Annotated in this window: 24 protein-coding genes; 18 read left to right on the top strand and 6 right to left on the bottom strand. The window is 66.7% G+C overall.

The window, feature by feature from the left end; translation table 11 throughout:
* Positions 1–69: 69 nt before the first annotated feature.
* Both NMD1_RS04430 and NMD1_RS04425 read left to right on the top strand, forming a co-directional pair.
* Complete coding sequence (locus NMD1_RS04430) at positions 70–639, top strand: DUF3617 domain-containing protein (RefSeq protein WP_158453909.1); 570 nt, start codon at positions 70–72, stop codon at positions 637–639.
* A gap of 128 nt (positions 640–767) precedes the next feature.
* Positions 768–1,580, top strand: coding sequence for an esterase/lipase family protein (locus tag NMD1_RS04425; RefSeq protein WP_375600788.1), 813 nt, complete (start codon positions 768–770; stop codon positions 1,578–1,580).
* 24 nt (positions 1,581–1,604) lie between these two features.
* On the opposite strand, the gene NMD1_RS04420 is transcribed toward NMD1_RS04425, so the two are convergent.
* Complete coding sequence (locus NMD1_RS04420; protein ID WP_125953859.1) at positions 1,605–3,683, bottom strand: molybdopterin oxidoreductase family protein; 2,079 nt, start codon at positions 3,681–3,683, stop codon at positions 1,605–1,607.
* A gap of 208 nt (positions 3,684–3,891) precedes the next feature.
* Between NMD1_RS04420 and NMD1_RS04415 the strand changes: the two genes are divergently transcribed.
* From NMD1_RS04415 to NMD1_RS04390, 6 genes are all read left to right on the top strand, one after another.
* Positions 3,892–5,334, top strand: a complete 1,443-nt coding sequence (locus NMD1_RS04415) for a circularly permuted type 2 ATP-grasp protein (protein WP_124810962.1) — start codon at positions 3,892–3,894, stop codon at positions 5,332–5,334.
* A gap of 48 nt (positions 5,335–5,382) precedes the next feature.
* Positions 5,383–6,330: an alpha-E domain-containing protein gene (locus NMD1_RS04410; RefSeq protein WP_125953858.1), complete on the top strand. Its 948-nt coding sequence runs from the start codon at positions 5,383–5,385 to the stop codon at positions 6,328–6,330.
* A 13-nt stretch (positions 6,331–6,343) separates the two neighbouring features.
* Positions 6,344–7,228 (top strand): transglutaminase family protein, encoded by an 885-nt coding sequence (locus NMD1_RS04405; RefSeq protein WP_125953857.1) that lies wholly within the window; start codon positions 6,344–6,346, stop codon positions 7,226–7,228.
* A 120-nt stretch (positions 7,229–7,348) separates the two neighbouring features.
* Positions 7,349–8,116 carry a proteasome-type protease gene (locus NMD1_RS04400; RefSeq protein WP_125953856.1) on the top strand — a complete coding sequence of 256 codons (768 nt, stop codon included), beginning with the start codon at positions 7,349–7,351 and terminating at the stop codon, positions 8,114–8,116.
* Between the two features lie 254 nt (positions 8,117–8,370).
* Entirely contained in the window at positions 8,371–8,991 is a 621-nt protein-coding gene (locus NMD1_RS04395) for a response regulator transcription factor (RefSeq protein WP_124810966.1), read from the top strand.
* A gap of 151 nt (positions 8,992–9,142) precedes the next feature.
* Positions 9,143–9,631 (top strand): CHAP domain-containing protein, encoded by a 489-nt coding sequence (locus NMD1_RS04390; protein ID WP_124810967.1) that lies wholly within the window; start codon positions 9,143–9,145, stop codon positions 9,629–9,631.
* A 42-nt stretch (positions 9,632–9,673) separates the two neighbouring features.
* Here the strand turns inward: NMD1_RS04390 and NMD1_RS04385 are convergent, their stop codons facing one another.
* Complete coding sequence (locus NMD1_RS04385) at positions 9,674–10,348, bottom strand: extensin family protein (protein WP_124810968.1); 675 nt, start codon at positions 10,346–10,348, stop codon at positions 9,674–9,676.
* A 238-nt stretch (positions 10,349–10,586) separates the two neighbouring features.
* Here NMD1_RS04385 and NMD1_RS04380 point away from each other — a divergent pair, with 238 nt between their 5' ends.
* The 5 genes from NMD1_RS04380 (at position 10,587) to NMD1_RS04360 (ending at position 16,282) form a co-directional block, all read left to right on the top strand.
* Positions 10,587–11,714, top strand: coding sequence for a phosphoserine transaminase (locus NMD1_RS04380; RefSeq protein ID WP_125953855.1), 1,128 nt, complete (start codon positions 10,587–10,589; stop codon positions 11,712–11,714).
* Positions 11,715–11,835: 121 nt separating this feature from the next.
* A complete protein-coding gene (gene serA / locus NMD1_RS04375) occupies positions 11,836–13,419 on the top strand; it encodes a phosphoglycerate dehydrogenase (RefSeq protein ID WP_124810970.1) in 1,584 nt (527 codons plus the stop codon).
* A gap of 196 nt (positions 13,420–13,615) precedes the next feature.
* A complete protein-coding gene (locus tag NMD1_RS04370) occupies positions 13,616–14,740 on the top strand; it encodes an ATP phosphoribosyltransferase regulatory subunit (protein ID WP_125953854.1) in 1,125 nt (374 codons plus the stop codon).
* 14 nt (positions 14,741–14,754) lie between these two features.
* The gene (locus tag NMD1_RS04365) at positions 14,755–15,306 is read left to right on the top strand and encodes a hypothetical protein (RefSeq protein ID WP_124810972.1); all 552 of its coding nucleotides are present in this window, start codon (positions 14,755–14,757) and stop codon (positions 15,304–15,306) included.
* Positions 15,307–15,472: 166 nt separating this feature from the next.
* Positions 15,473–16,282, top strand: a complete 810-nt coding sequence (locus tag NMD1_RS04360; RefSeq protein WP_199558067.1) for a mechanosensitive ion channel family protein — start codon at positions 15,473–15,475, stop codon at positions 16,280–16,282.
* Between the two features lie 175 nt (positions 16,283–16,457).
* On the opposite strand, the gene NMD1_RS04355 is transcribed toward NMD1_RS04360, so the two are convergent.
* Positions 16,458–17,390 (bottom strand): alpha/beta hydrolase, encoded by a 933-nt coding sequence (locus tag NMD1_RS04355; protein ID WP_125953853.1) that lies wholly within the window; start codon positions 17,388–17,390, stop codon positions 16,458–16,460.
* A gap of 258 nt (positions 17,391–17,648) precedes the next feature.
* Here NMD1_RS04355 and NMD1_RS04350 point away from each other — a divergent pair, with 258 nt between their 5' ends.
* The 3 genes from NMD1_RS04350 to NMD1_RS04340 all read left to right on the top strand — a co-directional run bounded on the left by NMD1_RS04350 (position 17,649) and on the right by NMD1_RS04340 (position 20,558).
* The gene (locus NMD1_RS04350) at positions 17,649–18,938 is read left to right on the top strand and encodes an adenylosuccinate synthase (protein ID WP_124810974.1); all 1,290 of its coding nucleotides are present in this window, start codon (positions 17,649–17,651) and stop codon (positions 18,936–18,938) included.
* Between the two features lies 1 nt (position 18,939).
* On the top strand, positions 18,940–19,440 hold the full coding sequence (locus NMD1_RS04345; protein WP_125953852.1) for a murein L,D-transpeptidase family protein: 501 nt from the start codon (positions 18,940–18,942) through the stop codon (positions 19,438–19,440).
* Between the two features lie 104 nt (positions 19,441–19,544).
* Entirely contained in the window at positions 19,545–20,558 is a 1,014-nt protein-coding gene (locus tag NMD1_RS04340; protein ID WP_125953851.1) for a winged helix DNA-binding protein, read from the top strand.
* A gap of 44 nt (positions 20,559–20,602) precedes the next feature.
* On the opposite strand, the gene NMD1_RS04335 is transcribed toward NMD1_RS04340, so the two are convergent.
* Positions 20,603–22,714: a TonB-dependent siderophore receptor gene (locus NMD1_RS04335; protein ID WP_233497354.1), complete on the bottom strand. Its 2,112-nt coding sequence runs from the start codon at positions 22,712–22,714 to the stop codon at positions 20,603–20,605.
* A gap of 84 nt (positions 22,715–22,798) precedes the next feature.
* On the opposite strand from NMD1_RS04335, the gene NMD1_RS04330 reads away from it, so the two are divergent.
* Both NMD1_RS04330 and NMD1_RS04325 read left to right on the top strand, forming a co-directional pair.
* Positions 22,799–23,320, top strand: coding sequence for a hypothetical protein (locus NMD1_RS04330; RefSeq protein ID WP_233497353.1), 522 nt, complete (start codon positions 22,799–22,801; stop codon positions 23,318–23,320).
* Positions 23,320–24,300 (top strand): cytochrome-c peroxidase, encoded by a 981-nt coding sequence (locus NMD1_RS04325; protein WP_125953850.1) that lies wholly within the window; start codon positions 23,320–23,322, stop codon positions 24,298–24,300. The genes NMD1_RS04330 and NMD1_RS04325 overlap by 1 nt, the downstream gene beginning before the upstream one ends.
* Here NMD1_RS04325 and NMD1_RS04320 read toward each other — a convergent pair.
* Together NMD1_RS04320 and NMD1_RS04315 are read right to left on the bottom strand one after the other, a co-directional pair.
* Positions 24,297–24,668, bottom strand: coding sequence for a winged helix-turn-helix domain-containing protein (locus tag NMD1_RS04320; protein WP_124810978.1), 372 nt, complete (start codon positions 24,666–24,668; stop codon positions 24,297–24,299). The genes NMD1_RS04325 and NMD1_RS04320 overlap by 4 nt on opposite strands.
* Positions 24,669–24,710: 42 nt before the next feature.
* Positions 24,711–25,340, bottom strand: coding sequence for a TlpA disulfide reductase family protein (locus tag NMD1_RS04315; protein WP_233497352.1), 630 nt, complete (start codon positions 25,338–25,340; stop codon positions 24,711–24,713).
* Between the last annotated feature and the right edge of the window lie 5 nt (positions 25,341–25,345).

Genomic DNA, 25,345 nt, shown 5'->3' with positions numbered 1-25,345 from the left:
GGGTTATAGCGTACCCGTGGTCATGGCGCCTCCCGCTGCGGAGGCCCGGTTGTTCCGAGGGGAATGTTCATGCGTCGAATCCTGTTGCCCGCGCTGGTCGCCGGTATGTGCATTTCGCTGGCGGCGTGCAGCGACGAGAAGAAGGTCGAGGCGAAGAACGAGAGCGTGGCGGAAGTAGCCAAGAAGGTGGCGGCATCGGATATCCGCTTCACCCCGGGCCGCTGGGAAACCACGGTGAAGATCGAGAAGATGGAAATCGACGGGATTTCGCCGGAAGCCAAGGCGGCGATGCAGCAGGCCATGGGGCAGGCGCGGACGATGTCGAGCTGCCTCACCAAGGAGCAGGTGGAAAAGCCCAACAGTGAATTTTTCGGCCAGGTGGGCGATGGCTGCAAGTATGATTCGTTCACGATGGCGGGCGGCAAGCTCGACGCCAAGATGACCTGCAAGACCGCGAGCGGCGAACAGGTGGTGACGATGGGCGGCACCTATACGCCCGAAAGCTACGACGCGACGATGAACATGGATGGCAAGGGGCCGAACGGCAAGGCGATGGCCATGGCCATGTCGATGAAGTCGAAGCGCGCGGGCGAATGCACCGGTGCGGAAGATGTGACGCCTCAGCCCCCTGCCAAGTAACGTTTCTGCCAGGTAGGCGCAGCTGACGGAAAATTGACGGCGGCGCGCAGCGATTGACGCGAAACTGAAACAATTGCGATTGCCGTGCGTTCATCGGAGGTTGATCCCGGTGAGTGCAGGAAGGCGCGATGATCCAGATGGCGGACTTGACGCGACAGGGCATGGACGGCTTTCGCCAGGCGGGCGAACGGCTGGCCGCCTGGCGCGCGGAAGTGGCGCGCCGGGCCGCGCTGGCGCGCCAGCCGCAGCCCGAAGGCGCGCGGCCGCCGTCGGTCCGCCGCCTGCTGGCGGAACTCGGCTCGCCGGCGGAACTGTGGCGCGAAGCGGGCAAGGTGCGCCGCGCCGGTGGCCTGGAACTGCCGCGCGGCACATCGCGCGCGGTCATGCTGGTGCCGGGCTTCGGCGCGCACCCCATGCGGATGCGCGGGCTGGCGCGTGCGCTGGAAGGCGCCGGGCACCGCGTCAGCGATTGGGGCATGGGCTGGAACCTCGGCGCGGACGAGGACCGTTTCGCGCGCCTGTGCGAACGGGTCGATGCCATGGCGCGCAAGGAACGCGAACCGCTCACGCTCGTCGGCTGGAGCCTGGGCGGGCTCTACGCGCGCGAAGTGGCCAAGATCATGCCCGAAAACGTGGCGATGGTGGTGACGATGGGCACGCCCTTTTCGGGCGACCGGCGCGCCAATAACGCCTGGCGCGCCTATCAGGCGGTCACCGGCCACACGGTCGATCACCCACCGGTAGGCGAAGACCTGGCCGAAAAGCCCCCGGTGCTCACCGTGGCGCTGTGGAGCCCGCGCGACGGCATCGTGGCGCCACGCTCGGCCTGCGGCTGGCCCGGCGAACGCGATCGCGCCATCGCCGTGCGCTGCACGCATCTGGGCTTCGCTGGCCATCCGGACGTGACCCGCGCGGTGGCGGCGCTTCTCACCGAAGGCTGACAGGCGGCCGCCGCGGGCTCCGGGTTATGCCGTTGCCTCCTCGAACGCGCTCACTTCCACGCGCACGCCCGATAGCGCCGCGTTGCCGGAAAGCGGATCGATCGCGGTTTCGTCGGTCAGGTCGTTCACGCTGACGCCGGCGTGGGCTTTCGCCGTCTGCATGGCGATCCCGGGCAGGCCGTGCCCCCAGCCATGCGGGATGGAGACGGTGCCGGGCATGATGTCCTCGGTCACTTCCGCCGGCAGGGCAATCGACCCGGCGCGGGAACGCACCGTGGCCGTCTCGCCATCCGCAATGCCCCGCGCGGTTGCGTCGTCGGGGTGGATCATCAGCGTGCAGCGATTGGGGCCCTTGGTCATGCGGCGGCTGTTGGCGAGCCACGAGTTGTTGGTGCGCAGATGTCTGCGTCCGATCAGCAGCAGCGCGCCATCGTGCCCGGCGGACGTTTCCGGCACTTCCAGCGCGGCCAGCGCTTCCAGGCATTCGGGATCGGCGCAGGCCACGGTCTTGTGCGGTGTGCGCAGCCTTTCGGGCAGGCGCCCTTCCGCGGGCGGACCGAAATCCAGCCCGGATGGGGCCGCTTCCACATCGGCCAGCGAGACGGCGTAAGGCCCCGAGCGCAGCAAGGCGTCTAGCGTCTCGCGCGGGGTGGGTGCCTGCACCGGCTCGCCCGTGATCGCGCCGGCCAGCCCGCGCAGGATTTCCCAGTCCTGCAAGGTGCCGTCTTCGGGCGCGAGCGTCGGCGGCGAATAAGCGGCGATGGTGCGCACGGCCATAGGCAGCAGGAACAGGCCATAGTGATCGCGTTCGAGCGGGCCGACGGGTGGCAGGATGTAGTGCGCGCGCCGGCTGGTCGCGTTGCGGTACATGTCGATCGACACCATCAGGTCCAGCTCGCTCAGCGCCTTGTCCAGACGGGCGCCGTTGGGCGTGGACAGCACGGGATTGCCAGCGACCACGAACAATGCGCGCAGCCGCCCCGGCCCGGGCGTCTCGATCTCTTCCGCCATCGCGGCGGCCGGCAGTTCCCCCAGCACGGAGCGGTGGCCCGAAACGCGCGAGCGATGCTTGCCGATCGAGCCGGGGGGCAGGATGGCCAGCGTGTCGAGCGCGGGCAGGGGGAACACGATGCCGCCTTCGCGGTCCAGTTGCCCTGCGGCGATGTTGATCAGGCCGATCAGCCAGGCGTTGAGCGTGCCGTGGGCCTGCGTGGCCACGCCCATGCGGCCATAGAGCACTGCCGGCCCTTGCGTCATCCGTTCGGCCAACCCGTCGATGTCCTCCGCCGCGACACCGCAGGCCGCGCCGCAGGCGGCGGCATCGAACCGTTCCAGCGCGGCGGCCACGTCCGCCAGCCCCGTGATGAAGTCCTGAACCGGCCTTGCCGGCCGGCGCGCCAGCACCGCCTTCAGCAGCGCGACAAGGAAGAAGGCATCGGTTGCCGGCCGGATGAACAGATGGCGGTCCGCCACGCGCGCGGTTTCGGTGCGTCGCGGATCGACCACGATCAGCGTTCCGCCGCGCTGGCGCAGTTCGCGCGCGCGGTTGCGGAAATCGGGCACGGTCCAGATGCTGCCGTTTGACGCCATCGGATTGCCGCCCAGGATGATCAGCGTCTGCGTGCGGTCGATATCGGGGATGCCGAACAGGCTGGCGTGCCCGAACAGGCGCAGGTTCGCCACCTGATGCGGCATCTGGTCCACGGTGCTGGCCGAGAACTTGTTGCGGGTGTGCAGCGCTTTGGACAGGTATTCGGCATTGAGCGCGTTGCCATAGCTGTGCGCGTTCGGGTTGCCGATATAGACGGCGGAGGCATCCGGATCTTCGGCCAGGATGGCGCGCGTGCGCTGGCCGATTTCGGCGAAGGCCTGTTGCCAGCTGATCTCGTGCCAGGTTTCGCCCACGCGTTTGACCGGCCGGCGCAGGCGATCCGGGTCTTCCTGAAGATCCTGCAGTGCGGTGGCCTTGGGGCAGATATGCCCGCGCGAGAGCGGATTGTCCGGATCACCCTTGATCGACAGCACGGCGCGGTCTTCCGTTTCGACCAGGATGCCGCAGTTCGCCTCGCAGATATGGCAGGTGCGGTGATGGATCCGGCGCATGGCCACTCTCCCGACTCTGTTTTAATTGACCGGTTAAGAATGCGGCGGGATCGGCATCAAGGCAAGCGGAAACCCCCGGGGCGCCTGCGGACCAACCTTCGTCGCAAATTGCACCAATTCGCGCCAAATTTATTTCGCAGGTGCAACATGAGAGCGCTTGGCAAAGCCCCAATCATATGCAAGCAATGGGCGCAGACGGGATGTGCTTATGACAAACTCCTCGCCCTCGTCCTATGACGAGATGCTTGACGCCGATGGCTCGGTGCGCGCCGCCTACGCGGGCTATTGCAAGTGGTACGAGGAGCAGCCGCCCGACCTGCTGAGACGCAAGAAGAGCGAGGCGGAAGCCTTCTTCCGCCGCACCGGGATCACCTTCAACGTCTATGGCGCGGAAGATGCCGAGGAACGGCTGATCCCGTTCGACATGGTGCCCCGGATCATCACCGCGAACCAGTGGCGCAAGCTGGCGCGCGGGATCGAACAGCGCGTCCGCGCGCTCAACGCCTTCCTGCACGACCTTTATCACCGGCAGGAAATCGTGCGGTCGGGGCGTTTCCCCGAACGGCTGCTCAAGGGCAACGCGGCGTTCCTTGCGGAAATGTCGGGCTTCACGCCGCCGGGCGGGGTCTATACCCACATTGTCGGCATCGATCTTGTCCGCACGGGCGAGGACGATTTCATGGTGCTGGAAGACAATGCCCGCACCCCCAGTGGCGTCTCCTACATGCTGGAGAACCGCGAAACGATGATGGCGATGTTCCCGGAACTGTTCACCCGCGTGCGTGTGCGGGAAGTTTCGGACTATCCGCGCCGCCTGGCCCGCAGCCTTGCCGCCTGCGCGCCACCGGCCTTCGATGCGTCGGGCGGGCGCAAGCCGGTGGTCGCGGTGCTGACGCCGGGCATCTACAACAGCGCCTATTTCGAACACGCCTTCCTGGCCGACCAGATGGGCGCGGAACTGGTCGAAGGCAGCGACCTGCGCGTGGAGAACGGCCGCATCGCCATGCGCACCACGCGCGGGTGGAAGCCGATCGACGTGCTCTACCGCCGTGTCGACGACGAATATCTTGATCCGCTGACGTTCAACCCGGACAGCGTGCTGGGCGTTTCGGGCATCATGGACGTCTATCGCGCCGGCGGCATCACCATCGCCAACGCGCCGGGTACCGGCATCGCCGACGACAAGGCGATCTACAGCTTCATGCCCGAGATCGTGGAGTTCTACACCGGCGAGAAGCCGATCCTCCAGAACGTGCCCACCTGGCGCTGTTCGGAGCCGGAGGCGCTGGCCTATGTGCTGGAGCATCTGGCCGAACTGGTGGTGAAGGAAGTCCACGGCTCGGGCGGCTATGGCATGTTGATCGGGCCGACCTCCTCGCGGAAGGAAATCGCCGCGTTCGAGGCCAAGCTGCGCGCACGGCCGGACAACTATATCGCCCAGCCCACGCTTTCGCTGTCGACCGTGCCCATTCTTGCCAAGGCCGGTCTCGCGCCGCGCCACGTGGACTTGCGGCCCTTCGTGCTGGTTTCGCCCAACGGGGTGGACATCACGCCGGGCGGGCTCACCCGCGTTGCGCTGAAGAAGGGGTCGCTGGTGGTGAATTCGTCGCAGGGGGGCGGCACCAAGGACAGCTGGGTTCTGGATGATTGACGCTGCTCTCGGGTCGGGGGCGACGGATCGGACGGTCATGGAGACGGAATGCTAGGCAGATCGGCAAACGGTATTTTCTGGCTCTTCCGCTACCTGGAGCGCGCGGAGAACACCGTGCGCCTGGTCGAGGCGGGATTCCGCATGGCGCTGACGCGCGATGCCAAGGATGCCAGCGACGAATGGCGCTCGGTCATCGTCACGCTGGGCCTGCAGGAGTTGTTCGAAGCCAAGTTCGGCACGGAATATACCGGCCCGCACGTCTTCAATTTCGTCCTGCGCGACAAGGAGAATCCCGGCAACGTCCTGCTGATGTGCGAACTGGCCCGCACCAACGCGCGCATGGTCCGCACCGGCATCACGCGCGAGGTGTGGGAAGCCGTCAACGAAAGCTGGATGAAGGTGAAGGAGCTGCTCGCCCGTCCGGTTACCGAAACGCGGCTGGGCGACGTGCTCGATTGCATCCGCCGCCAATCGACGCAGGTGCGCGGGGCGATGGAAGGCACCATGCTGCGCAACGAGATCTACAATTTCGCGCGGATCGGCAGTTTCATCGAACGGGCGGACAACACTGCGCGCATTCTGGACGTGAAGTATTACGTCCTGCTGCCGGCCGTGTCGTATGTGGGTTCCAGCCTGGACAATGTGCAGTGGGAAAACGTGCTGCGCTCGGTCGCGGGGGAGCGCGCCTATCGCTGGCTCAATGCCGGGCGGATGGACCCGCGCGGCATCGCGGAATTCATGCTGCTCGACGGGCGTTTCCCGCGCAGCCTGGCGTTCTGCTATTCCAAGCTGCGGTCGAACCTCGCCAGCCTTGCCCGCGAATATGGCGAGGAAATGGAAAGCCACCACATTCTGCGCAACGCCGACAGCGAACTGCATGCGCTGACGGTCGATGCGATCTTCGATCAGGGCCTCCATGAATTCATCGGCCGGTTCATCGCCCACAACACCCAGCTCGCGCTCCAGATTCAGCGCGACTACCGTTTCGTCGAATAGAGAAGGATCGCCGGTGCGCATCGCGATCGATCACACCACGCATTACCGCTTTTCGGAACCGGCCGCGCATGGTCTCCAGCGCCTGCGGCTCACGCCCAAGGCCACTTCGGGCCAGACGATCCAGTCCTGGGACATGGAACTGGCGGGTGCCGTGCTGGAAGCCGAATACGACGATCACAACTGCAATCACGTTTCGCTGATTGCCTTCACGCCCGGCGCCACCGATGTAACCATCCGCTGCCGGGGCGTGGTCGATACCGCCGACAATGCCGGCATCGTCGGCAAGCATTCCGGCCATCTGCCGCTGTGGCATTTCGCGGAACCGACAGAACTGACGCGCGCCGGTCCGCGTGTGCGCGCGCTGCTGGCGGCGCTGGGGCAGGCCCAGACTCAGACTCAGACTCAGGGCCAGTCGCAGGGGCAAAGCCAGAGTCAGAGTCAGGGCACGCGTCCGGGCGATGACCGGCTGGCGGTGCTGCACGATCTATCCGCGCTGGTGGCCGAACGGGTCGCTTACGCTGCGGGGCACACCGACGCGGCGACGCCGGCCGAAGCCGTGCTGACGGCGGGCCATGGCGTCTGCCAGGACCATGCCCACGTGTTCATTGCGGCGGCGCGGGCGCTGGGCATACCGGCGCGCTATGTCAGCGGCTATCTGCTGATGGACGACCGGGTGGATCAGGATGCCGGCCATGCCTGGGCCGAGGCCTTCGTCGCCAATCTCGGCTGGGTCGGCTTCGATATCTCCAACCGTATCTGTCCCGACGTGCGCTACGTCCGCGTGGCGACGGGCGCCGACTATCGCGATGCCGCCCCCATCACCGGCATCCGCTATGGCGATCTTGACGAAACCATGCACGTCAAGCTTGCCGTGGAACAGCAGCGTGTGGAACAATAATCAAGGATTCATCCGCAGCGGACGTTGACGGCGATTGCCCCCGCTGTGCGATAACCCGATAGACGGGTAATACCGGGGGACGGGGGCGGCTGGCTCCCTTTTGGCGTACACGGGGGAACGATGACCTATTGCGTGGGGATGGTGCTCGACAGGGGCCTCGTGATGATGAGCGACACCCGCACCAATTCCGGGGTCGATAACATCTCCGTATTCCGCAAGATGTTCAGCTGGCATGTGCCCGGCGAACGGATCATCACGATGATGACGGCGGGCAACCTTGCCACCACGCAGGCGGTGGTCAGCCAGCTGGAGGAACGGAACAAGGCGCCGGGCGAACGCCGCCCCTCGTTGCTGGAAGCGCCGACGATGTTCCAGGTGGCGACGATCGTGGGCAACTTGCTGCGCGACGTGATCGAACGGCGGCAGGACGATGGCGGGCCGTCGGGGGAAGGGCCGCGCTTCACCGCATCGATCATCATCGCCGGCCAGATCCGGGGCATGGAACCGCGCCTGTTCATGGTCTATCCGGAAGGCAACTTCATCGAGGCATCGTTCGACACGCCTTTCTTCCAGATCGGCGAGACCAAGTATGGCCGCCCGATCCTGCTGCGCGGCTATGAGCCGACGATGACGTTCGAGGACGCGGTGAAGCTGCTGATGGTCTCGTTCGATTCCACGCTGGCGGCGAACCTTTCGGTGGGGCTGCCCTTCGATCTGATGGTGATCGAGCGCGACCGGTTCGAGCCGCTGCACCAGCGCCGGATCACCAAGGACGATCCCTATTTCAAGCAGATTTCGTCAAGCTGGAGCGAGGCGCTGCGGCAGGCGTTCCATTCGCTGCCGGATTACTCGTTCGATCCGCCTGCGGTTCCTGCCGAAATAGAATAAGTAGTTTAACCAAGTATAGTTACGAACGCCTTATTTTATATCCGCTTGCATTTGCTGCTTGCTTCCGTGGTTTATTCAGATATTAGGGCGCAATATTTTCTCGAATTTGGATGAATATAGCGTAATTCAGTCCGGTTCGGATGTCGATTTACTTAGTGAAATTAGATATTAACTATCTTTCGGCGCCGCTTAAACTTCCGCTTTGAGGCCGGTCTGACTGGCGCAATCGGCCTGTTCGATGATGTGATGCCGTCATGGCTGAACGCATCACACTCCATGTCCTCGATAGTGACTCCGCCCGCCGTGCCCGGCTTGCCCGCCTCGCATTCGCCGCGGGGCATCACGCCGAAATCTACGCCAGTGCGGATGAGCTCCTGTCTCACGCGCCGTCCGGCGGGCTGGTCATCGCGCATGATGAACCGGTGGGGGAAGGCATCCCGTCTCTGCTCGGCCTGATGAACCGGTTCGGCCACTGGCTGCCGGTCATCGCGGTGGCGGAGCGTCCGCAGACGGAATCGGTGGTCCGCGCCATCAAGGCCGGGGCGCTTGACTATCTGGTCCTGCCGCACGAGATCGCGCCGCTCAACGAGGCGATCGAGCGCGCCGCGCGCGAGGCGGACAACCATCGGGCGCACCGCGCCCGCGCGGCGGATGCCCGGCAGCGCATCGCGCGCCTTTCCCTGCGCGAGCGGGAGGTGCTCGATCGCCTGGCCGATGGATGCAGCAACAAGGCCATCGCGCGCGAACTCGATATCAGTCCGCGCACGGTCGAAATTCACCGCATGAAGATGATGGGCAAGCTGGGCGCGCGGCACGCGGCGGAGGCGGTGCGCCTGCGGATCGAGGCGGACGGGCTTCATATCGCCGCCGCGTGATCGCGGCGAGGGCGATCCTGGCCATCCGGGAACCAGGTTTTCCACAGTGCGTTAAGTCACAGTTACCATCCCCGGGTGGGAGGTGTCTGCCGCACGACGACTCGTTGCGGCCAGAGGTTTGTGCGCTGCGGAAATTGGCTATGAAGCTGCCATGCTTCGCACCGCCTACGCTTCGATCCTCGCTCTGCTGGCTCTCATCGCCACCGCTGTCCCGGCCCAGGCTCGCCTGCAATGCGTGACCTACGCGCGCTCGGTGTCCGACGTGCAACTGTTCGGCAATGCGCGGACGTGGTGGGATCAGGCGGCCGGCACTTATGCCCGTGGCCACCGCCCGCGCGCGGGTGCGGTGCTGGCCTTCCGCGCCACCGGCGCAATGCCGATGGGTCATGTCGCCGTGGTGAGCAAGGTGCTCGACAGCCGCCGCGTGCTGCTCAACCACGCCAACTGGTCGCGCCCCGGTATGGTCGAGCGCGAGGCGCTGGCGGTCGATGTTTCCGAAGCGGGCGACTGGAGCAAGGTGCGCGTGTGGTACGCGCCCACACATTCGCTGGGCCTGCGCGAAGCGCCGGCTTTCGGCTTCATCTATCCCGACGGGTCGGATACGCTGGCGGGGAATAGTGTCCAGGACGCTAAGGGCTGATTGTCCGGGCCGCGCGAAGCGGTCCAGCCTATCCCTCCGGGATCAGCGACAGAACGGCCGGCTGGCTCCGATTTCCAGATGGAAGTGATTGCGGTGCGCGGCGTTGTAGTCCGGGCTGAGCACCGTGCCGAAGCGCTTGCAGGCGCTGGCGTGGATAACGCGCAGGAATTCGCGCTCCGCCGGCGTCCCGCCTGACCAGTTGTTGAGCACGCTCACGCGCCGGCCATCGGCCAGCAGGAAGGCGGCGATGTCGATCGCGTTGGCGGTGGCGTGGCCCGAAAGGCGCGCGGTGCCCGCCACGGTGCGGCAGGAATAAGTCCCCATCGTCTCGATGCGCAGCAGCGGGCTGCCCAGGATCTGCCGGGCGGCGCGGTCCACACCAAAGCGCGCCCAGCCCGAAAGCGTGGTGGCGAGCGGGCAACTGACCGGGCCGAGATTGGACAGCTGCAGCCGCCGGTCGTCGCTTTCCAGCCAGGTCAGGCGCACCGCGTTGAGCGTGGAGCAACCCGCGCCGTAATACTGATCGGGCAGGGGTGTGAAGCCGGCGTCGGATTGCCCGAGCCGCGCTAGGCAGGCCTGCGCGGCGGGGGCGGGCGAAAACGTGCCCAGCGCGCTGCGCGCGGGTTCGCGGTGCTGCGGTTCGGGCGCGCTGATACAGCCGGCCAGCGCCGAGGAAAGGCAGGCCGCCACGATCAGGGAAAGGCCGCGAATCTTCATGGGGCAGCTTATAACCGGGAATGGTTATTTTTCTGGTAACTGTCTGCAAAACAACGGTTGTTCATCTGGGGGAAAGGTGTGGCCAGCGCTTTCCGGTCTCCGCCTACCGGTGCCATATTTCCGCACGATAATTTTGCGGCGCGCCGGTTCCGGTTGACAATCCGCCCCGCGCCGTTAGGTGCGGCTCCGGGCCACGCGGTCCCAACGCCGCGCGAGCTCTCTGCAAGGAGAGTCAGACATGACTACGACTATTCCGGCGCGCAAGCCTGCGCGTCCGTTCTTTTCTTCCGGTCCCTGCGCCAAGCCGCCGGGCTATTCCCTCGACAAGCTGGCAACCGAATCGCTGGGGCGCTCGCACCGCGCCAAGATCGGCAAGACGCGCCTGCAATACTGCATCGACCTGATGCGCGAAGTGTTGGGCCTGCCCGACACGCATCGCATCGGCATCGTGCCCGGTTCGGACACCGGCGCTTTCGAAATGGCGATGTGGACGATGCTCGGCGCGCGCGGCGTGACGACGCTTGCCTGGGAAAGCTTCGGTGAAGGTTGGGTCACCGATGCGGTCAAGCAGCTCAAGCTCGAACCGACCGTGATGCGCGCCGATTACGGCCAGCTTCCCGATCTCGACAAGGTGGACTGGTCGGACGACGTCCTGTTCACCTGGAACGGCACCACCTCCGGCGTGCGCGTGCCCGATGGCGAATGGATCGCCGCCGATCGCCAGGGCCTGTGCTTCGCCGACGCCACCAGCGCGGTGTTCGCCTATGACCTGCCGTGGGACAAGATCGATGTCGCCACCTTCTCGTGGCAGAAGGTGCTGGGCGGCGAAGGCGCGCACGGCGTGCTGATCCTTGGTCCGCGCGCGGTCGAGCGGCTGGAAAGCTATACGCCGGAATGGCCGCTGCCCAAGGTGTTCCGCCTGATCTCCAAGGGCAAGCTTGCCGAAGGCGTGTTCAAGGGCGAAACCATCAACACCCCCTCGATGCTGGCCGTGGAAGACGCGATCTTCGCGCTGGAATGGGCCAAGGGGCTTGGCGGGCTCGAAGGGCTCAAGGCGCGCTGCACCGCCAATGCCGAGGCGCTCGACAAGATCGTCGCCGAACGGGCATGGCTGTCGCACCTTGCGGTCGATCGCGGCATTCGCTCGAAGACCTCGGTCTGCCTCTCGGTCGAAGGCGCGGACGCGGACTTCATCAAGGCGTTCGCCGGCCTGCTCGAAAAGGAAGGCGCGGCCTATGACATCGCGGGCTACCGCGATGCGCCTCCGGGCTTGCGCATCTGGTGCGGCGCGACCGTCGACACCGCCGACATCGAAGCGCTCGGTCCTTGGCTCGACTGGGCCTGGGAAACGCTGAAGGCCGCCTGAATCACGAAATTCCGTCATCCTGACGAACGTCAGGATCCCCGGCCGGATTGCGGAACACGCGGTTCCGTTTAGCCGCCTGCGATCCCGGCTTTCGCCGGGATGACGTCTGGAGACAAATGTCATGACCAAGCCCAAAGTCCTCATTTCCGACAAGATGGACCCCAACGCCGCCGCGATCTTCCGCGAACGCGGCTGCGAGGTGGATGAGATCACCGGCCTGAAGCCCGAGGAACTGATCGCGATCATCGGTCAGTACGATGGCCTCGCCATCCGCTCGTCGACCAAGGTGACCAAGGAAATCCTCGACGCCGCGACCAACCTGAAGGTCGTCGGCCGCGCCGGCATCGGCGTCGACAACGTCGATATCCCGGCGGCTTCGGCCAAGGGCGTCGTCGTCATGAACACCCCGTTCGGCAACTCGATCACCACCGCCGAACACGCCATCGCGCTGATGTTCGCGCTGGCGCGCCAGCTTCCCGAAGCCAATGCCCAGACGCAGGCGGGCCTGTGGCCGAAGAACGGCTTCATGGGCGTGGAAGTGACGGGCAAGACGCTGGGACTGATCGGTGCCGGCAACATCGGCTCGATCGTCGCCAGCCGCGCGCTGGGCCTGAAGATGAAGGTCGTTGCCTACGATCCGTTCCTCACGCCCGAACGCGCGGTGGAAATGGGCGTGGAGAAGGCCGATCTCGATACGCTGCTGGCCAAGGCGGACTTCATCACGCTGCACACGCCGCTGACCAGCGAGACACGCAACATCCTGTCGGCGGAAAACCTTGCCAAGACCAAGAAGGGCGTGCGCATCATCAACTGCGCGCGTGGCGGGCTGGTCGACGAGGCGGCGCTCAAGGACCTGCTCGATTCGGGCCATGTCGCCGGCGCCGCACTGGACGTGTTCGTGACCGAGCCGGCCAAGGAATCGCCGCTGTTTGGCACGCCGAACTTCATCTGCACCCCGCACCTCGGGGCCTCCACCACCGAAGCGCAGGTCAACGTCGCGCTGCAGGTGGCGGAACAGATGGCGGATTACCTCGTCACCGGCGGCGTTACCAACGCGCTCAACATGCCCTCGCTTTCGGCCGAAGAAGCGCCGAAGCTGCGGCCCTACATGGCGCTGGCGGAGAAGCTCGGCTCGCTCGTCGGCCAGCTTGCGCACGACAACCTGACCAAGATCGCGATCGAGGTCGAAGGCGCGGCGGCGCAGCTCAACCCCAAGCCGATCACCGGCGCGGTGCTGGCCGGGCTGATGAAGCAGTATTCGCAGTCGGTGAACATGGTCAACGCGCCGTTCCTCGCCAAGGAACGCGGGCTGGACGTGCGCGAAGTGCGCCATGACCGCGAAGGCGAATACCGCACGCTGGTGCGCGTCACCGTCGGCACCAGCCAGGGTGAACGCTCGGTCGCGGGCACGCTGTTCGGCAATGGCCAGGCCCGCCTGGTCGAGATCTTCGGCATCGGCATCGAAGCCGATCTCGATGGCGACATGCTCTACATCGTCAACACCGACGCCCCGGGCTTCATCGGCAGCATCGGCACGCTGCTGGGCAAGACCGGCATCAACATCGGCACGTTCCACCTTGGCCGCCGCGAGGCCGGTGGCGAAGCGGTGCTGCTGCTGTCGGTCGACAGCCCGGTCAGCGAGGAAGTGCTGGCCGAAGCGCGGCAGGTTCAGGGCGTGCGCATCGTCAAGGCGCTGAAGTTCTGACCTCGGCGCAAGGAAGAACGCGTCATCCCGGCGAAAGCCGGGATCTCGGGCCGCTGCAGGTAAATCTGCGAGAGGTCCAGCCCAGCCGAACGAGATCCCAGCTTGCGCTGGGATGACGGTTTCCTTGCAGGGATGACGCGCATTTCCTCCGGTGAGCGTTCGACATAACCGCCAATACCCCCTAAAGGCTCGCGCCATGGATACCAGCGACCCCGATCTGCTGCCCGAAGGGCTTGAAGACCGGCTGCCGCGCGAAGCGGCGACGGCGACCCGTGTGATGCGTGCCGTTCAGGACGTGATGCACGGCCACGGCTATGATCGCGTGCTGCCGCCGATGATCGAGTTCGAGCGCAGTCTGGCCGCGCGCATGGCGGGCATCCAGTCGCGGCGGATGTTTCGCTTCGTCGATCCCTCGTCGCTGCGGATGATGGCGCTGCGCAGCGATTTCACCCCGCAGATCGGCCGGATCGCCGAAACCCGCCTGGCCGCTGCGCCGCGCCCGCTGCGCCTGTGCTATGCGGGCCAGGTGCTGACCATCAAGGGCGACGGGCTGGACCCGGCGCGCGAGCGCTTCCAGTGCGGGGCCGAACTGATCGGCGCGGACAATGTCGCCGCCGCAAGCGAGATCGTCGCGCTGGCGATCGAGGCGCTCGCGGCCGCCGGCGGGCGCAACATCAGCGTCGATTTCACGCTGCCCGATCTTGTCGATACGCTGGCCGAGAAGGCCATGCCGCTTGCCCCCGGACAGATCGAGGCGGTGCGGCGCGAACTGGATACCAAGGATGCCGGCGGGCTGATCGATGCCGGCGGCGAGGCCTATGTTCCGCTGCTTTACGCAACCGGCGATTTCGATGCGGCTATTGAGAAGCTGGCCGCGATCGATGCGGGTGGCGTGCTGGCCGGCCGCATCGCGGCGCTGCGCCAGATCGCGGCGCGTCTGGGCGGAACGGCCCGGCTCACGCTCGATCCAGCCGAACGCCATGGCTTCGAATACCAGACCTGGTTCGGCTTCACGCTCTATGCCGAAGGCGTGCGCGGCGTGCTGGGGCGGGGCGGCACCTACCGCATTGCCAGCGCCAACGGGGGTGAGGGCGAGGCCGCGACCGGCTTCTCGCTCTACCCGGATGCGCTGGTCGGCCTGCTCGCCGCGTCGGAACGGCGCGAGGACATGGTGTTCCTGCCGCTGGGGCATGATCGCGATGCCGCCGCGCGGCTGCGCGCGATCGGCTGGCGCACTGCCGCCGCACTCAGCGAGGCCGACAGCGCCACCGCGCTCGGCTGCACGCATGTGCTGGGCAAGGACGGCCCGGAGGCACTCTGACCGCCGGCGCGGAAGTGCCCGTTATCGCCGGCCCGGCGGTGGCGCGCGCGCTTCTCGCTGGATGGCAGACCCGCTGGCGCGCTCCCTCTGACGGCCCTCTTTCGCGCTGTGCGCCGGGCGACAGCCTGATCGTGCGCGAAGCGTGCATTCCCGGCCGTATCCGCGATGGCGGGGAAGTCATGACCGATCTCGCCCGCGCCGAATTCGTCGTCTTTCCCGATGGCTGGCGTCGTTATCGCGACGGCTCCGGTCGCAGCGGCCCGCTGCCGCGCGATGCCGACGAGAAATGGATAGCGGCGGTGCACATGCCGCGCTGGGCGGTGCGCATCGAACTGATCGTCGAGCGTGGGCAGATCGAGCCGGTGCAGGCGATCACGCGCGCCGACATGCGCGCGGAAGGCTTGCGACCGCTGCTCGGCGGGCTGCTCTGGCGCGCGCCGGCGCATGGCATCGGCTTTTCCGCCCGGCGCCTTTACGCGCACCGCTGGAATCGGGATCATCCCACGCCGGGCTACCGCTGGCAGGACAACCCGGCGACCATCGTGCTGGATGTCCGCCGCGCGTGAACGCGGCCGAAAGGCGGGGAACGGGTCACTTTTGGACCGGAATCGCCAGTTTTCAGCCAGCTTTGCCGATAAAATGGAGAGAGTTCCGTTTTATCGGCCCGCCGCCGCCGGTCTATCCTGAGAGCAAGGCCTTCGTGCGAAGGCCGCTTGCTTCCTTGGAGAAGACATGATGGATCTCTCGGCGCTCTGGGCCAGTGCGGCACCGCTTCTTACCGCGGGCGCGATCAAGATAGGCGCGGCCTTCGTTCTCTATATGGTGGGCCGCTGGCTGATCGGCTTCGCGATCCACGCCTTGTCCGCGCTGCTGACCAAGCGGAACTTCGACGCGACGCTCCAGCGCTACATCGCCAACATGCTGGCGGTGGTGCTCAACATCCTGCTGGTCGTGGCGATCCTCGGCTACTTCGGGTTGCAGACCACCAGCTTCGCCGCGCTGCTCGCCGGCGTCGGCCTCGCCATCGGCGCAGCCTGGTCGGGCTTGCTCGGCAATTTCGCGGCCGGCGCCTTCATCATTATCTTCCGGCCCTACAAGCTGGGCGATTATGTCGTGGCCGGCGGCGTTGAAGGTACGGTGATCGAGATCGGGATGTTCAACACGATCATCAACACGCCCGACAACGTGATGTCGGTGGTGGGCAACGCGAAAGTCTCGGCCGACGTCATCAAGAATTTCAGCAGCAACGGATACCGCCGCGTCGATCGCACCGCGCAACTGGCGTTCGGCGTGGACCCGGTGGATGCGATCGGTCGGCTCAAGGCGGCGCTGGCCGGCGTTCCGAACGTGCTGACCGATCCCGCGCCGGATGTGGAAATCCTGGATTTCAACGAGCGCGGCACAGTGCTGTGCGTGCGCCCTTACTGCCACACCAACCATTACTGGCAGGTCTATTTCGATACCAACAAGCTGATCGCCGAAACCTTCGGCGCGGCCGCCTATGGTGCGCCGCATACGGTGCACCAGATCAGGCAGGGCTGAACCGCCCTTAGGGGTCGCGCGGGAAACGCTGGTGCGGGATGCCGCGCCGGCGCTTTCTTCTTGTCGACTATCCTGTTCGCGAACGACGGCGTAAGTCTCGCTCCCCTCCCGCTTGCGGGAGGGGTTGGGGGTGGGCATTCCCACGCCACGTTGCCTAGGGTCCTGACCCTGGGCGTTACTTCCCGAACGTCGCCTTCAGCCAGCGGTCGGTCAGCACTGTCGCGGGATAATCCGGATCGCCCAGTTTCGCGTTGATTTCGACATGGCCCTGCAACCCCGTGCCGGGGAAGCTGCCGGTCTCGACGCTGGTACCGCCAGCGCGCAGCGCCTTGGCCAGCTCCTCCGCCTGCGCCACGCCGTCCGGCCGCCGGACATGGAGCAGCAGGAAGCGCGGCGCGTTCGGCGCGGCGGCCTGCAAGGCGGGGGATAGCGCGCGCTGGCGGGCGGGGTCCGATCCGAACGGCGCGTCATAGATGCGGCGCTGATACTGCCCGACCGAGGCGATCTGCTGCGGCACGTCATAGGCCGCGCCGTCGACGGGGATCACGCCCGCCACATCCGCGAACGAAAGGCCGGCCTCCCGCAGATAGCGTTCGTCGGTGCCGACCAGCGCCACAAGGTGCGCCCCGGCGCTGTGGCCCATCAGCACCACGCGGTGCCGGTCGATCCCCAGCGCATCGGCTTGCGCCAGCAGCGCCGCCAGCGCGGCAGCGACATCGCTCGCCTGTTGTTCCACCGTCGCCTGCGGCACCAGCCGGTAATCGATCGAAGCGAAGGCATAGCCCAGCGCGGGGAAGTGCTCGACCTTGGCCTTGCCGGTCGCGTTCTCCTTGCTGCCGTGTGCCCAGCCGCCGCCGTGGACGAACAGGATCAGCGGCGCCGGGCCTGCCGCCTCGCGCGCCGGCCAGAACGCGATCGTCTGCGCGGCATCGTCGCCATAGCGGATCGTCCGGTCGGCCGCCGGCAGGGTGCGCCAGGCCTGATCGCCCTGTCCGCCGTTCTGGCGTCCGGCCATCATCGCGCGCAGGCGATCGCCGGGGCTGGCCTGCGCGGCGGCGGTCAGCACCAGGACCGTGCCGATGATCGTGCCAAGGAAGATGTTTCGCATGAGACAGCACTTCGCAATTGCAGACCGGACAATGCTATCGCGCGCCGGCCGTATCGCCAGCCTGAAGTGGTTACGAGGTGTGACATGCGCCGTGTGCGGTACGCGGTGTGACGGCGGCGGCATCGACACGCCGATTGTGCGTCATGCGTCTTTCCCGGCAGTGCGCTCTTGCCCTTGCACCCGGTGTCCCCTAGTGCGCCGCGGGAACTCCCCAAGACAATTTCAAGACACCGAGTCCGCGACAGGAAAGGCATCGTTTTGGCCAACGTAACCGTGATTGGCGCCCAGTGGGGCGATGAGGGCAAGGGCAAGATCGTCGATTGGCTGGCCAGCCGGGCGGATGCCGTCGTGCGCTTCCAGGGCGGGCATAACGCGGGCCATACGCTGGTGGTGGGCGATCAGGTCTACAAGCTCAGCCTGCTGCCTTCGGGCATCGTAACCGGCACGCTCTCGATCATCGGCAATGGCGTGGTGCTCGATCCCTGGGCGCTGAAGGCCGAGATCGAAAAGCTCGAAGGCCAGGGTGTTGACATCAACACCGAAAACTTCGCCATCGCCGACAATTGCCCGCTGATCCTGCCGTTGCACCGCGATCTCGACGGCTTGCGCGAATCGGCGGCGGGCGCGGGCAAGATCGGCACGACCGGGCGGGGCATCGGCCCCGCTTACGAGGACAAGGTCGGCCGCCGCGCCATCCGCGTTTGCGATCTGGCGCATCTCGACGCGCTCGACGCGCAGCTCGATCGCCTGTGCGCGCACCACGATGCGCTGCGCGCCGGCTTCGGCCAGCCGCCGGTCGATCGCGCCGCGCTGCTCGATGACCTGCGCGGCATCGCGCCGTTCGTGCTCCAGTTCGTGCAGCCGGTGTGGAAGCGCCTGAAGAAAGTGCGCAAGGCCGGCGCCCGCATCCTGTTCGAAGGCGCGCAGGGCGTGCTGCTCGATGTCGATCACGGCACCTATCCGTTCGTCACCTCGTCCAACACGGTCAGCGGTTCGGCGGCGGCCGGTTCGGGCCTTGGCCCCAACGCGGTCGGCTTCGTGCTGGGGATCGTCAAGGCCTACACCACCCGCGTCGGCTCGGGGCCGTTCCCGACCGAGCTGGAGGACGAAACCGGCCAGCGCCTGGGCGAACGCGGCCACGAATTCGGCACCGTTACCGGGCGCAAGCGCCGCTGCGGCTGGTTCGATGCGGTGCTGGTGCGCCAGTCCTGCGCGATCTCGGGCGTGACCGGCATCGCGCTGACCAAGCTGGACGTGCTCGACGGGTTCGAGAAGGTGAGGATCTGCACCGGCTATCGCCTGCGCGGGAAGGTGCTGGATTACTTCCCCAGCCACGCCGCCGATCAGGCGGAAGTGGAGCCGATCTACGAGGAAATGGACGGCTGGAGCGGCACCACCGCCGGGGCGCGCTCGTGGGCCGATCTGCCGGCGCAGGCGATCAAGTACATCCAGCGCGTGCAGGAACTGATCGAAACCCCGGTCGCGCTTGTCTCCACCAGCCCCGAGCGCGAGGACACTATCCTCGTGCGCGATCCTTTCGTCGATTGAGATGATGCGCCTGCGCCCGTTTCTTCCGCTGGGCTTTCTGCTCCTGGCGGGAGGATCGGCGCAGGCCGTGCCCGACAATCTTCCCGCCGCCGATTTCGTGGTGGTGGAAAAGGGCGCGCGGCGGCTGACACTGTTCGCCGATGGCCGGCCCTATCGGGTCTATGAACGCCTGCAACTGGGCGACGAACCCGTCGGCCCCAAGCGTTTCGAAGGCGACGAGCGCACGCCCGAGGGCCGTTATACGATCGATTATGGAAACGATCGCAGCGCTTATCATCTTTCGCTTCACATTTCCTATCCCGCGCCGGCGGACGTGGCGTTCGCACGGGGGCAAGGGCGTTCGCCCGGCGGGCTGATCTTCCTCCATGGGCAGCCCAACGCTCTCCCGATGGGCCGCGTTCCGGGCGACTGGACCGATGGCTGCATCGCGGTATCCAACGCCGAAATCGAGGAAATCTGGTCGCTGGTTGGCGATGGAACGCCGATCGAAATCCGGCCCTGAAGCCCGCCGGACGGGATTGTTGCGCCAAATCCGACCTATCCATTGTTGACCTCGACACGCTGTTGTTCCCTACTTGTTCCAGTCTCGCAGGGCGGAGATGAAGCATGGGGCAGAGCGTTACGCGGTTCGACTACGATGATTCCACGGCGATCCGGTCCGATCGCGCGCGCGCCCCGCTGGCGGTCGCGATCTTTGCCGATCAGCCGTTCCTGCGTGCCGAACTGGCGGAAGATGTCACTGCCGCCGGCTTGCGCGTGGTCCGGTCGCACACGCTTGGGGCGCTTCTCGACGATCCCGAAGATCGCGGCGTCGATGATCTCGTGCTGGTCGATTGCCCTGTCGTCGATGCGGCGGAACTGGCCGCCTTGTCGCGGTTGGATATGCTGGCGGCGCGGGGCGGTGCGCAGGTGGTCGTGTCGACCAGTCTCGATTCGCTGGAAGCGGTGTTCGGTTGCCTCGATCAGTCGCAACCCGATATTCTGGTGGCGCCCAGCCGCGCCGATCGCATGATCGCGCTGGGTAGCGGATTGGCGCGGCGGGGCAAGCGGGTGCGCGAACTGGATGACGAGGATCGGCTGACGCTGCTGCGCCTGACCGAGCAGGTCAGCGAGATCGCGCGCACGCTCGCCCGCTTGTCGGGGGAAGGCGATGCGGAGGGGGCAGGCGGCGGCACCGTGGAGGACAAGGTTTCCGCGTTTCGTTTCGATGGAGCGGAAGCGGGCGGCGCGCGTGATCGCGACAACGGCCGGCTGGCGCGGGCGACCCGGCCGCCCTTGCCCGATCCGCGCCTGATCCGGCGCATCGCCCGCCAACGCCAGTTGCGCGCCCGGTTCTTTCAAGGAGACCTGTTCGCCGATCCGGCGTGGGACATGCTGCTCGATCTGACCGCCGCGCGGGCGGAACACGCGCGCGTTTCCGTCACCTCGCTGTGCATCGCCTCGGGCGTGCCGCCCACCACCGCGCTGCGCTGGATCGCGCAGATGACCGACGCCGGCCTGTTCCGCCGGGTGGAGGACGATACCGACCGCCGCCGCGCGTTCATCGCGCTGACCGATCGCGCCGCCGATGCCATGGCCCGCTATTTCGCGGAGATCGGGGTGTCCGCGCCCATGGTGTAGAAGGGCCGGGATATTCCCCTGGCCCGGAACGGATCGTTCGCTGCTCAGAATGCGACGCCGGCCGTGGCGTAAAAGCTCCGTCCCGGTTCGGGGAAGCCATCGACCAGTGCATAGTTGTCGTCGAACAGATTGCGCGCGCCCACGCCCACTTGCAGCCCCTGGCGCACCGTCCAGTCCGCGCGCAGGTTGGCGAGCACGTAGCGGCCGGTGTCGTAGTACTGCGTGACGGCGGTATTGGCGGTCTTGCGGTCGGAGGCGATGTCGAGGCTGGGCGTGATCCGCAGCGCTGGCACCGGCTTCCATTCGGCGTAGAGGAACGCCTTGTGCGTCGGCACGCCGGTCAACGCGAACAGCGGTACGGTGACGCCAGCCGCTGGCGTGATGTCGAAATCGCGATGGATGTACGTGTAGTTGGCGCCGACCGAGAGCGTTTCCCCCAAAGCGGCGTTGAGCGCAATTTCGGCGCCATAGTAGGTGCCGTTGCCCAGGTTCTGGCGCTGCGTGGTGCCGGAAGGGAAGCCCGCCGACCGCACGGCCACGATCGCGTCTTTCACGTCGCTGTAGAACAGCGCGCCTTCCACGTTCACCGGGCCGAACCGGCGCTTGCCCCCCAGTTCCACGTTGGTCGCGCGTTCGGGCTTCAGCGCGGGGTTGGATGCCGCCGTGCCGAACTGCGTGCTGAACCGCTCGAAGATCGTGGGAAAACGCACGCGCGAGGAGACGCTGGCGTTGATCCGCGTGTCGGCGTCGGATTGCCAGACAAGCTGCCCCTGCGCGTTCCAGCCATCGGCGTTCTTGTGCGGATACTGGAATATCCGCGCCGCGCCTCCGCCGGGCGGCGTGCCATATTCCTCCGCCTGTTTCATGTCGCGCCAGTCGAAGCTGGCGCCGGCCACGAAGGTCAGCTTCGGCGTCAGCATCAGCCGGTTTTCCACCGCGATGCTGTAGGTGTCCTCGATATTGGTCTGCTTCGGCTCGGTTGCGCCGGAAGGGAAGCCCTGCTGCCATTCCACGTGCTTGTCGCGCCGGTAATGCACCGCCAGCGTCAGGTGGTCGGCATGGCTCGCGTCCACGCCGAGTTCGGCCGATCCGCCCCAGGCTTCGTCCGCGTAATAGGAGTTGAACGCCCGCCCGAGGGTCTGCTTCGTCTGCGCGGCATCGTCGAACGAACGCAGCAGGTTGTCGAAGGTGTTGCGATAGACGCGCGTCTTCAGCGTCGCCACGTCGCCCAGCGCGGTGGTGGACAGGAAATAGAGGCTGTCGATGTTCCAGTATGGCCAGCTCCAGTAGCGCTGGCTCGACGGCGCGTCGGTAACGTGCAGCGGCGCGTTCTTGGAGCCTTCCTGCCGGGTATAGCTGATCGCGTATTCGTCCGTGGCGTTGGGCGTGAAGCCGGCCTTGACGTTGACGCGCCAGTCCTCGCTGCGGGAAAGGCCGCGATGCCCGCCGTCCTCGGCCGAGGTTGCAGTGGGCTTGTAGTCGCCCGACAGGTCCCAGTGGTCCTGGAAATTGCGCGCATAGGACACCTGCGCATACCACTTTTCGTGCGCGGTGCCGAGCCGGCCATAAACCGTGTAGCCGGCATACTCCGCTTCGCGCCCCAGGTTCAGCGTGCCGCGCACATCGCCTTCCAGCGCGCGCGTAGGCTTGCTGGTGACGAGGTTGATCGCCCCGCCGATCGCGCCCGGCCCGTCGAGCACGGAAGGATAGCCCTTGGCCACCTGGATCTGCGCGATGTCGGGCGTCAGGAAGCGGCCATAGTCCAGCCGGTTGTCGGCGGGCAGGTACACGCGGATGCCGTCGATCGACAGCGGCACCTGGAACCGGTCGAACCCGCGCACGAACACCAGCCGTTCGTTGCGCGTGCCGCCGGAATTGGAGCCGTTGATGCCGGGCATCAGGTTGATCGCATCGTCCAGCGTATTGCGGTTGAACAGGCCGATCGCGGCGGCGCTCAGGGTTTCGCCGCTGATCTCCACGCCGTCGGCGGGCGCGGCCGTCACCACGATCTGGCCCAGCGTGAACGCTTTCGTGCTGTCATCGGCGGGCTGCGGGGCATCTTCGGCATGCGCCTGGGCGGAGGCGAGCGCGATCAGCGAAGCCGCCACGGCGGGAACGCGGCGCATGGATAGGGCGGACGCGGGAAAGCGGCGCATGGAAGACTCCCTGTTGATCGTTCTTGCGGTTTGCGGCGAAGCCTATATTCAGTGAAATATAGCATGGCAATGCGGGGATCGATCGTGAAGGGATTTAGGGTGGGGTGCGTGCTGCTGGCGTCGATGGCCTCGGCCGGTCCGGTTCTGGCGCAGGAACGGCCGCCGGTCTGCGCGGCGCCGATTGCGCTCAGCGGGGAACTGGCGGCATGGGCCAGCCCCGGCGACCGCACTGCCGCGACGGATGTGGCCGGGCTTGCCGCCGCCACGCTGGCCATCGGCGAGGCCGCGCGGGTGAAGCTGCTGCCGACGCCGGCGGTGCGCTATCCGTTGCGGCCGGAAAAGCCGGGCGGCTCGGTCAGCTTTGGCGGGCTTGTCCGCCTGCATGTCACCGCGCCGGGCACCTACCGCATCGCGCTGGGATCGGGGGCGTGGATCGATCTCGTGGCCGGGGGCAAGGCGGTCGGCTCCACCGCACATGGCCACGGGCCGGATTGCTCGGGCATCCGCAAGATGGTCGATTTCCCGCTGACTCCGGGGGACTATACCCTGCAGATCGCCGCGAACGGCGCGGATACGATCACGGTTCTTGCGGTGAAACTGCCCTGATGCCGTTGGCAAGGCTGGCGGCGGGCTTGCTAGCGCTGACCGCGTTGGTCGCGGCGGGCAAGCCATCGTGGCCGACGGGACTGCCCGTGCCCACCCGGCCTGCGGGAGAGCCGGTCGCGCCACCGGCCATCGAACAGGCGCGGATCGAGCTGGGCCGCCGCCTGTTCTACGATGCCGACCTGTCGCGCGATGGCACGATGGCCTGCGCCACCTGCCACGAACAGAAGCACGCCTTCGCCGATGGCAACCGCACGCATCCGGGCGTTACCGGCGAGCCGGGGCGGCGCAACGTGCCCGGCCTTGCCAACGTGCGCTGGATCGCCCCGCTGACGTTCGCGGACCCGGCGCAGACCACGCTGGAAGCGCAGGTCGCGGTGCCGGTGTTCGGCACGCACCCGGTCGAGATGGGCATGAAGGGGCTGGAAGGGGATATCGCTGTGCGCCTTGGGCGCGACGATTGCTATATCCGCCAGTTCCGCAGCGCCTTTCCGCACGACGGGGGCCGGATTGATCCCGTCAATGTGGCACGCGCGGTGGCCGCGTTTGAACGGACGCTGGTTTCGTTCGGCAGCGCGTTCGATCGCGGCGCGCTGTCACCGGATGCGCGGAAGGGCAGGGCGGTGTTCGCGCGCGCTTGCGCGGGATGTCATGCCGGCCCGCTGTTCACCGACCGGGCTTATCACCGCCTCGATCCGGTCGATCCCGCCGCGCCCGATCAGGGGCTGTTCGAGGCGACCGGCCGGGCCGAGGACCGCGCGCGGTTCCGCACGCCGTCGCTGCGCAACGTCCTGCTGACCGGGCCGTGGTGGCACGATGGCAGCGCGGGCACGATCGACGAGGTCATCCGCCGCCACCGCCGGCCGGTCACGTCGGCGGACATGGCCGTGCTGGTCGCCTTCCTGGGGGCACTGTCCGACCCCTCCTTCACCACCCGCGCCGACCTTGCCATGCCGGACAAGGCTTGCGGCCGCGCGCTTTAGTCCTTCTGAGTGGCTTTGGGCTCGCTGCGCAGTGCGGCGGAAAGCGCGGCGAAATCGGGGCCGCGCGCGCCGGTGTCCACCCTGGCCTGCAACTCGCGGTAATGCGCCAGCACGTCGGTTCCGAACGGGGTGACGCGCGCGCCGCCGCCGTGCGCGCTGCCGGGGGAGGTGATCACCAGCGGTTCGTTCCAGCAGCGGTTCATCACGTCCACCAGTTGCCAGGCGCGGCGATAGCTCATGCCCAGCAGCCGCCCCGCGCCGGAAATCGACCCTTCCCGCGCGATCGCGTCCAGCAGATCGGCCTTGCCTGGCCCCATGGCGATTTCCGCGCCGCAGGTGATCTGGATCTTGAGCTTGAGCGCGGTCATGCGGCGAACGTACTCCGCTTGCCGCAGCCTCTCAAGCCGGCGTCACTTGCCCGCCAGCGTATCCGCCAGCAGCGCGTCGGTGCGCGGGCCGGACCAGTCGTGCGCGCCGATCATCCGCCACACTTCCTTGCCGTCCTTGTCGTAGAGCACGGTCGTGGGCAGCAGGCCGGTGTTGTAGTGGAAGCCCAGATCGTTCTTGGGATCGAGCCAGGGTTCCAGCCGCGCGAACTTCTTCTCCGCGAACAGCGCCTTGACCTTTTCGGGCTGGCCCATGTCCTGCGAGATGGTCAGCACGCGCAGCTTGCCCTCTTCCTTGGTGGCCAGCTGGTCCAGCATCGGCATTTCCAGCACGCAGGGGCCGCACCATGTCGCCCACAGGTTGACCAGCACCGGCTTGCCCTTGAGGTCGGCGGTGCGCAGCGTCTTGCCGCCGGTGTCGGAGAAGGTCAGGTCCGGGATCGCCTCGCCGCGCTTGCTGATGTCGAGCGTGCCGTTGAACTCGCCCTTGATTTCGCCGCCCGATCCGTCCTTCGCGGCATTTTCGCCCCCGCTCTGCGGTTGCGCTGTCTCCGGGCTTTTCCTATCGCACCCGGCAAGCGTCAGGCCCGCCGCCAGCGTGGCCGACAGGATCAACACCTTTGACGAACGGAAGATGACTGGGATGACGGGCAATTCAG

The organism is Novosphingobium sp. MD-1 (assembly GCF_001014975.1).
GTDB lineage: Bacteria > Pseudomonadota > Alphaproteobacteria > Sphingomonadales > Sphingomonadaceae > Novosphingobium.
Note: the sequence above shows the minus strand (reverse complement) of the source record. Positions and strands in the feature narration are given on the sequence as shown.

What these genes read in the sequence shown, in the direction of transcription:
- NMD1_RS04430 (WP_158453909.1), top strand. Translation starts at nt 70, where the DNA reads ATGCGTCGAATCCTGTTGCCCGCGCTGGTCGCCGGTATGTGCATTTCG.
- NMD1_RS04425 (WP_375600788.1), top strand. Translation starts at nt 768, where the DNA reads ATGATCCAGATGGCGGACTTGACGCGACAGGGCATGGACGGCTTTCGC.
- NMD1_RS04420 (WP_125953859.1), bottom strand. Translation starts at nt 3,683, where the DNA reads ATGCGCCGGATCCATCACCGCACCTGCCATATCTGCGAGGCGAACTGC.
- NMD1_RS04415 (WP_124810962.1), top strand. Translation starts at nt 3,892, where the DNA reads ATGACAAACTCCTCGCCCTCGTCCTATGACGAGATGCTTGACGCCGAT.
- NMD1_RS04410 (WP_125953858.1), top strand. Translation starts at nt 5,383, where the DNA reads ATGCTAGGCAGATCGGCAAACGGTATTTTCTGGCTCTTCCGCTACCTG.
- NMD1_RS04400 (WP_125953856.1), top strand. Translation starts at nt 7,349, where the DNA reads ATGACCTATTGCGTGGGGATGGTGCTCGACAGGGGCCTCGTGATGATG.
- NMD1_RS04395 (WP_124810966.1), top strand. Translation starts at nt 8,371, where the DNA reads ATGGCTGAACGCATCACACTCCATGTCCTCGATAGTGACTCCGCCCGC.
- NMD1_RS04390 (WP_124810967.1), top strand. Translation starts at nt 9,143, where the DNA reads ATGCTTCGCACCGCCTACGCTTCGATCCTCGCTCTGCTGGCTCTCATC.
- NMD1_RS04385 (WP_124810968.1), bottom strand. Translation starts at nt 10,348, where the DNA reads ATGAAGATTCGCGGCCTTTCCCTGATCGTGGCGGCCTGCCTTTCCTCG.
- NMD1_RS04380 (WP_125953855.1), top strand. Translation starts at nt 10,587, where the DNA reads ATGACTACGACTATTCCGGCGCGCAAGCCTGCGCGTCCGTTCTTTTCT.
- serA (WP_124810970.1), top strand. Translation starts at nt 11,836, where the DNA reads ATGACCAAGCCCAAAGTCCTCATTTCCGACAAGATGGACCCCAACGCC.
- NMD1_RS04370 (WP_125953854.1), top strand. Translation starts at nt 13,616, where the DNA reads ATGGATACCAGCGACCCCGATCTGCTGCCCGAAGGGCTTGAAGACCGG.
- NMD1_RS04360 (WP_199558067.1), top strand. Translation starts at nt 15,473, where the DNA reads ATGATGGATCTCTCGGCGCTCTGGGCCAGTGCGGCACCGCTTCTTACC.
- NMD1_RS04355 (WP_125953853.1), bottom strand. Translation starts at nt 17,390, where the DNA reads ATGCGAAACATCTTCCTTGGCACGATCATCGGCACGGTCCTGGTGCTG.
- NMD1_RS04345 (WP_125953852.1), top strand. Translation starts at nt 18,940, where the DNA reads ATGATGCGCCTGCGCCCGTTTCTTCCGCTGGGCTTTCTGCTCCTGGCG.
- NMD1_RS04340 (WP_125953851.1), top strand. Translation starts at nt 19,545, where the DNA reads ATGGGGCAGAGCGTTACGCGGTTCGACTACGATGATTCCACGGCGATC.
- NMD1_RS04335 (WP_233497354.1), bottom strand. Translation starts at nt 22,714, where the DNA reads ATGCGCCGCTTTCCCGCGTCCGCCCTATCCATGCGCCGCGTTCCCGCC.
- NMD1_RS04325 (WP_125953850.1), top strand. Translation starts at nt 23,320, where the DNA reads ATGCCGTTGGCAAGGCTGGCGGCGGGCTTGCTAGCGCTGACCGCGTTG.
- NMD1_RS04320 (WP_124810978.1), bottom strand. Translation starts at nt 24,668, where the DNA reads ATGACCGCGCTCAAGCTCAAGATCCAGATCACCTGCGGCGCGGAAATC.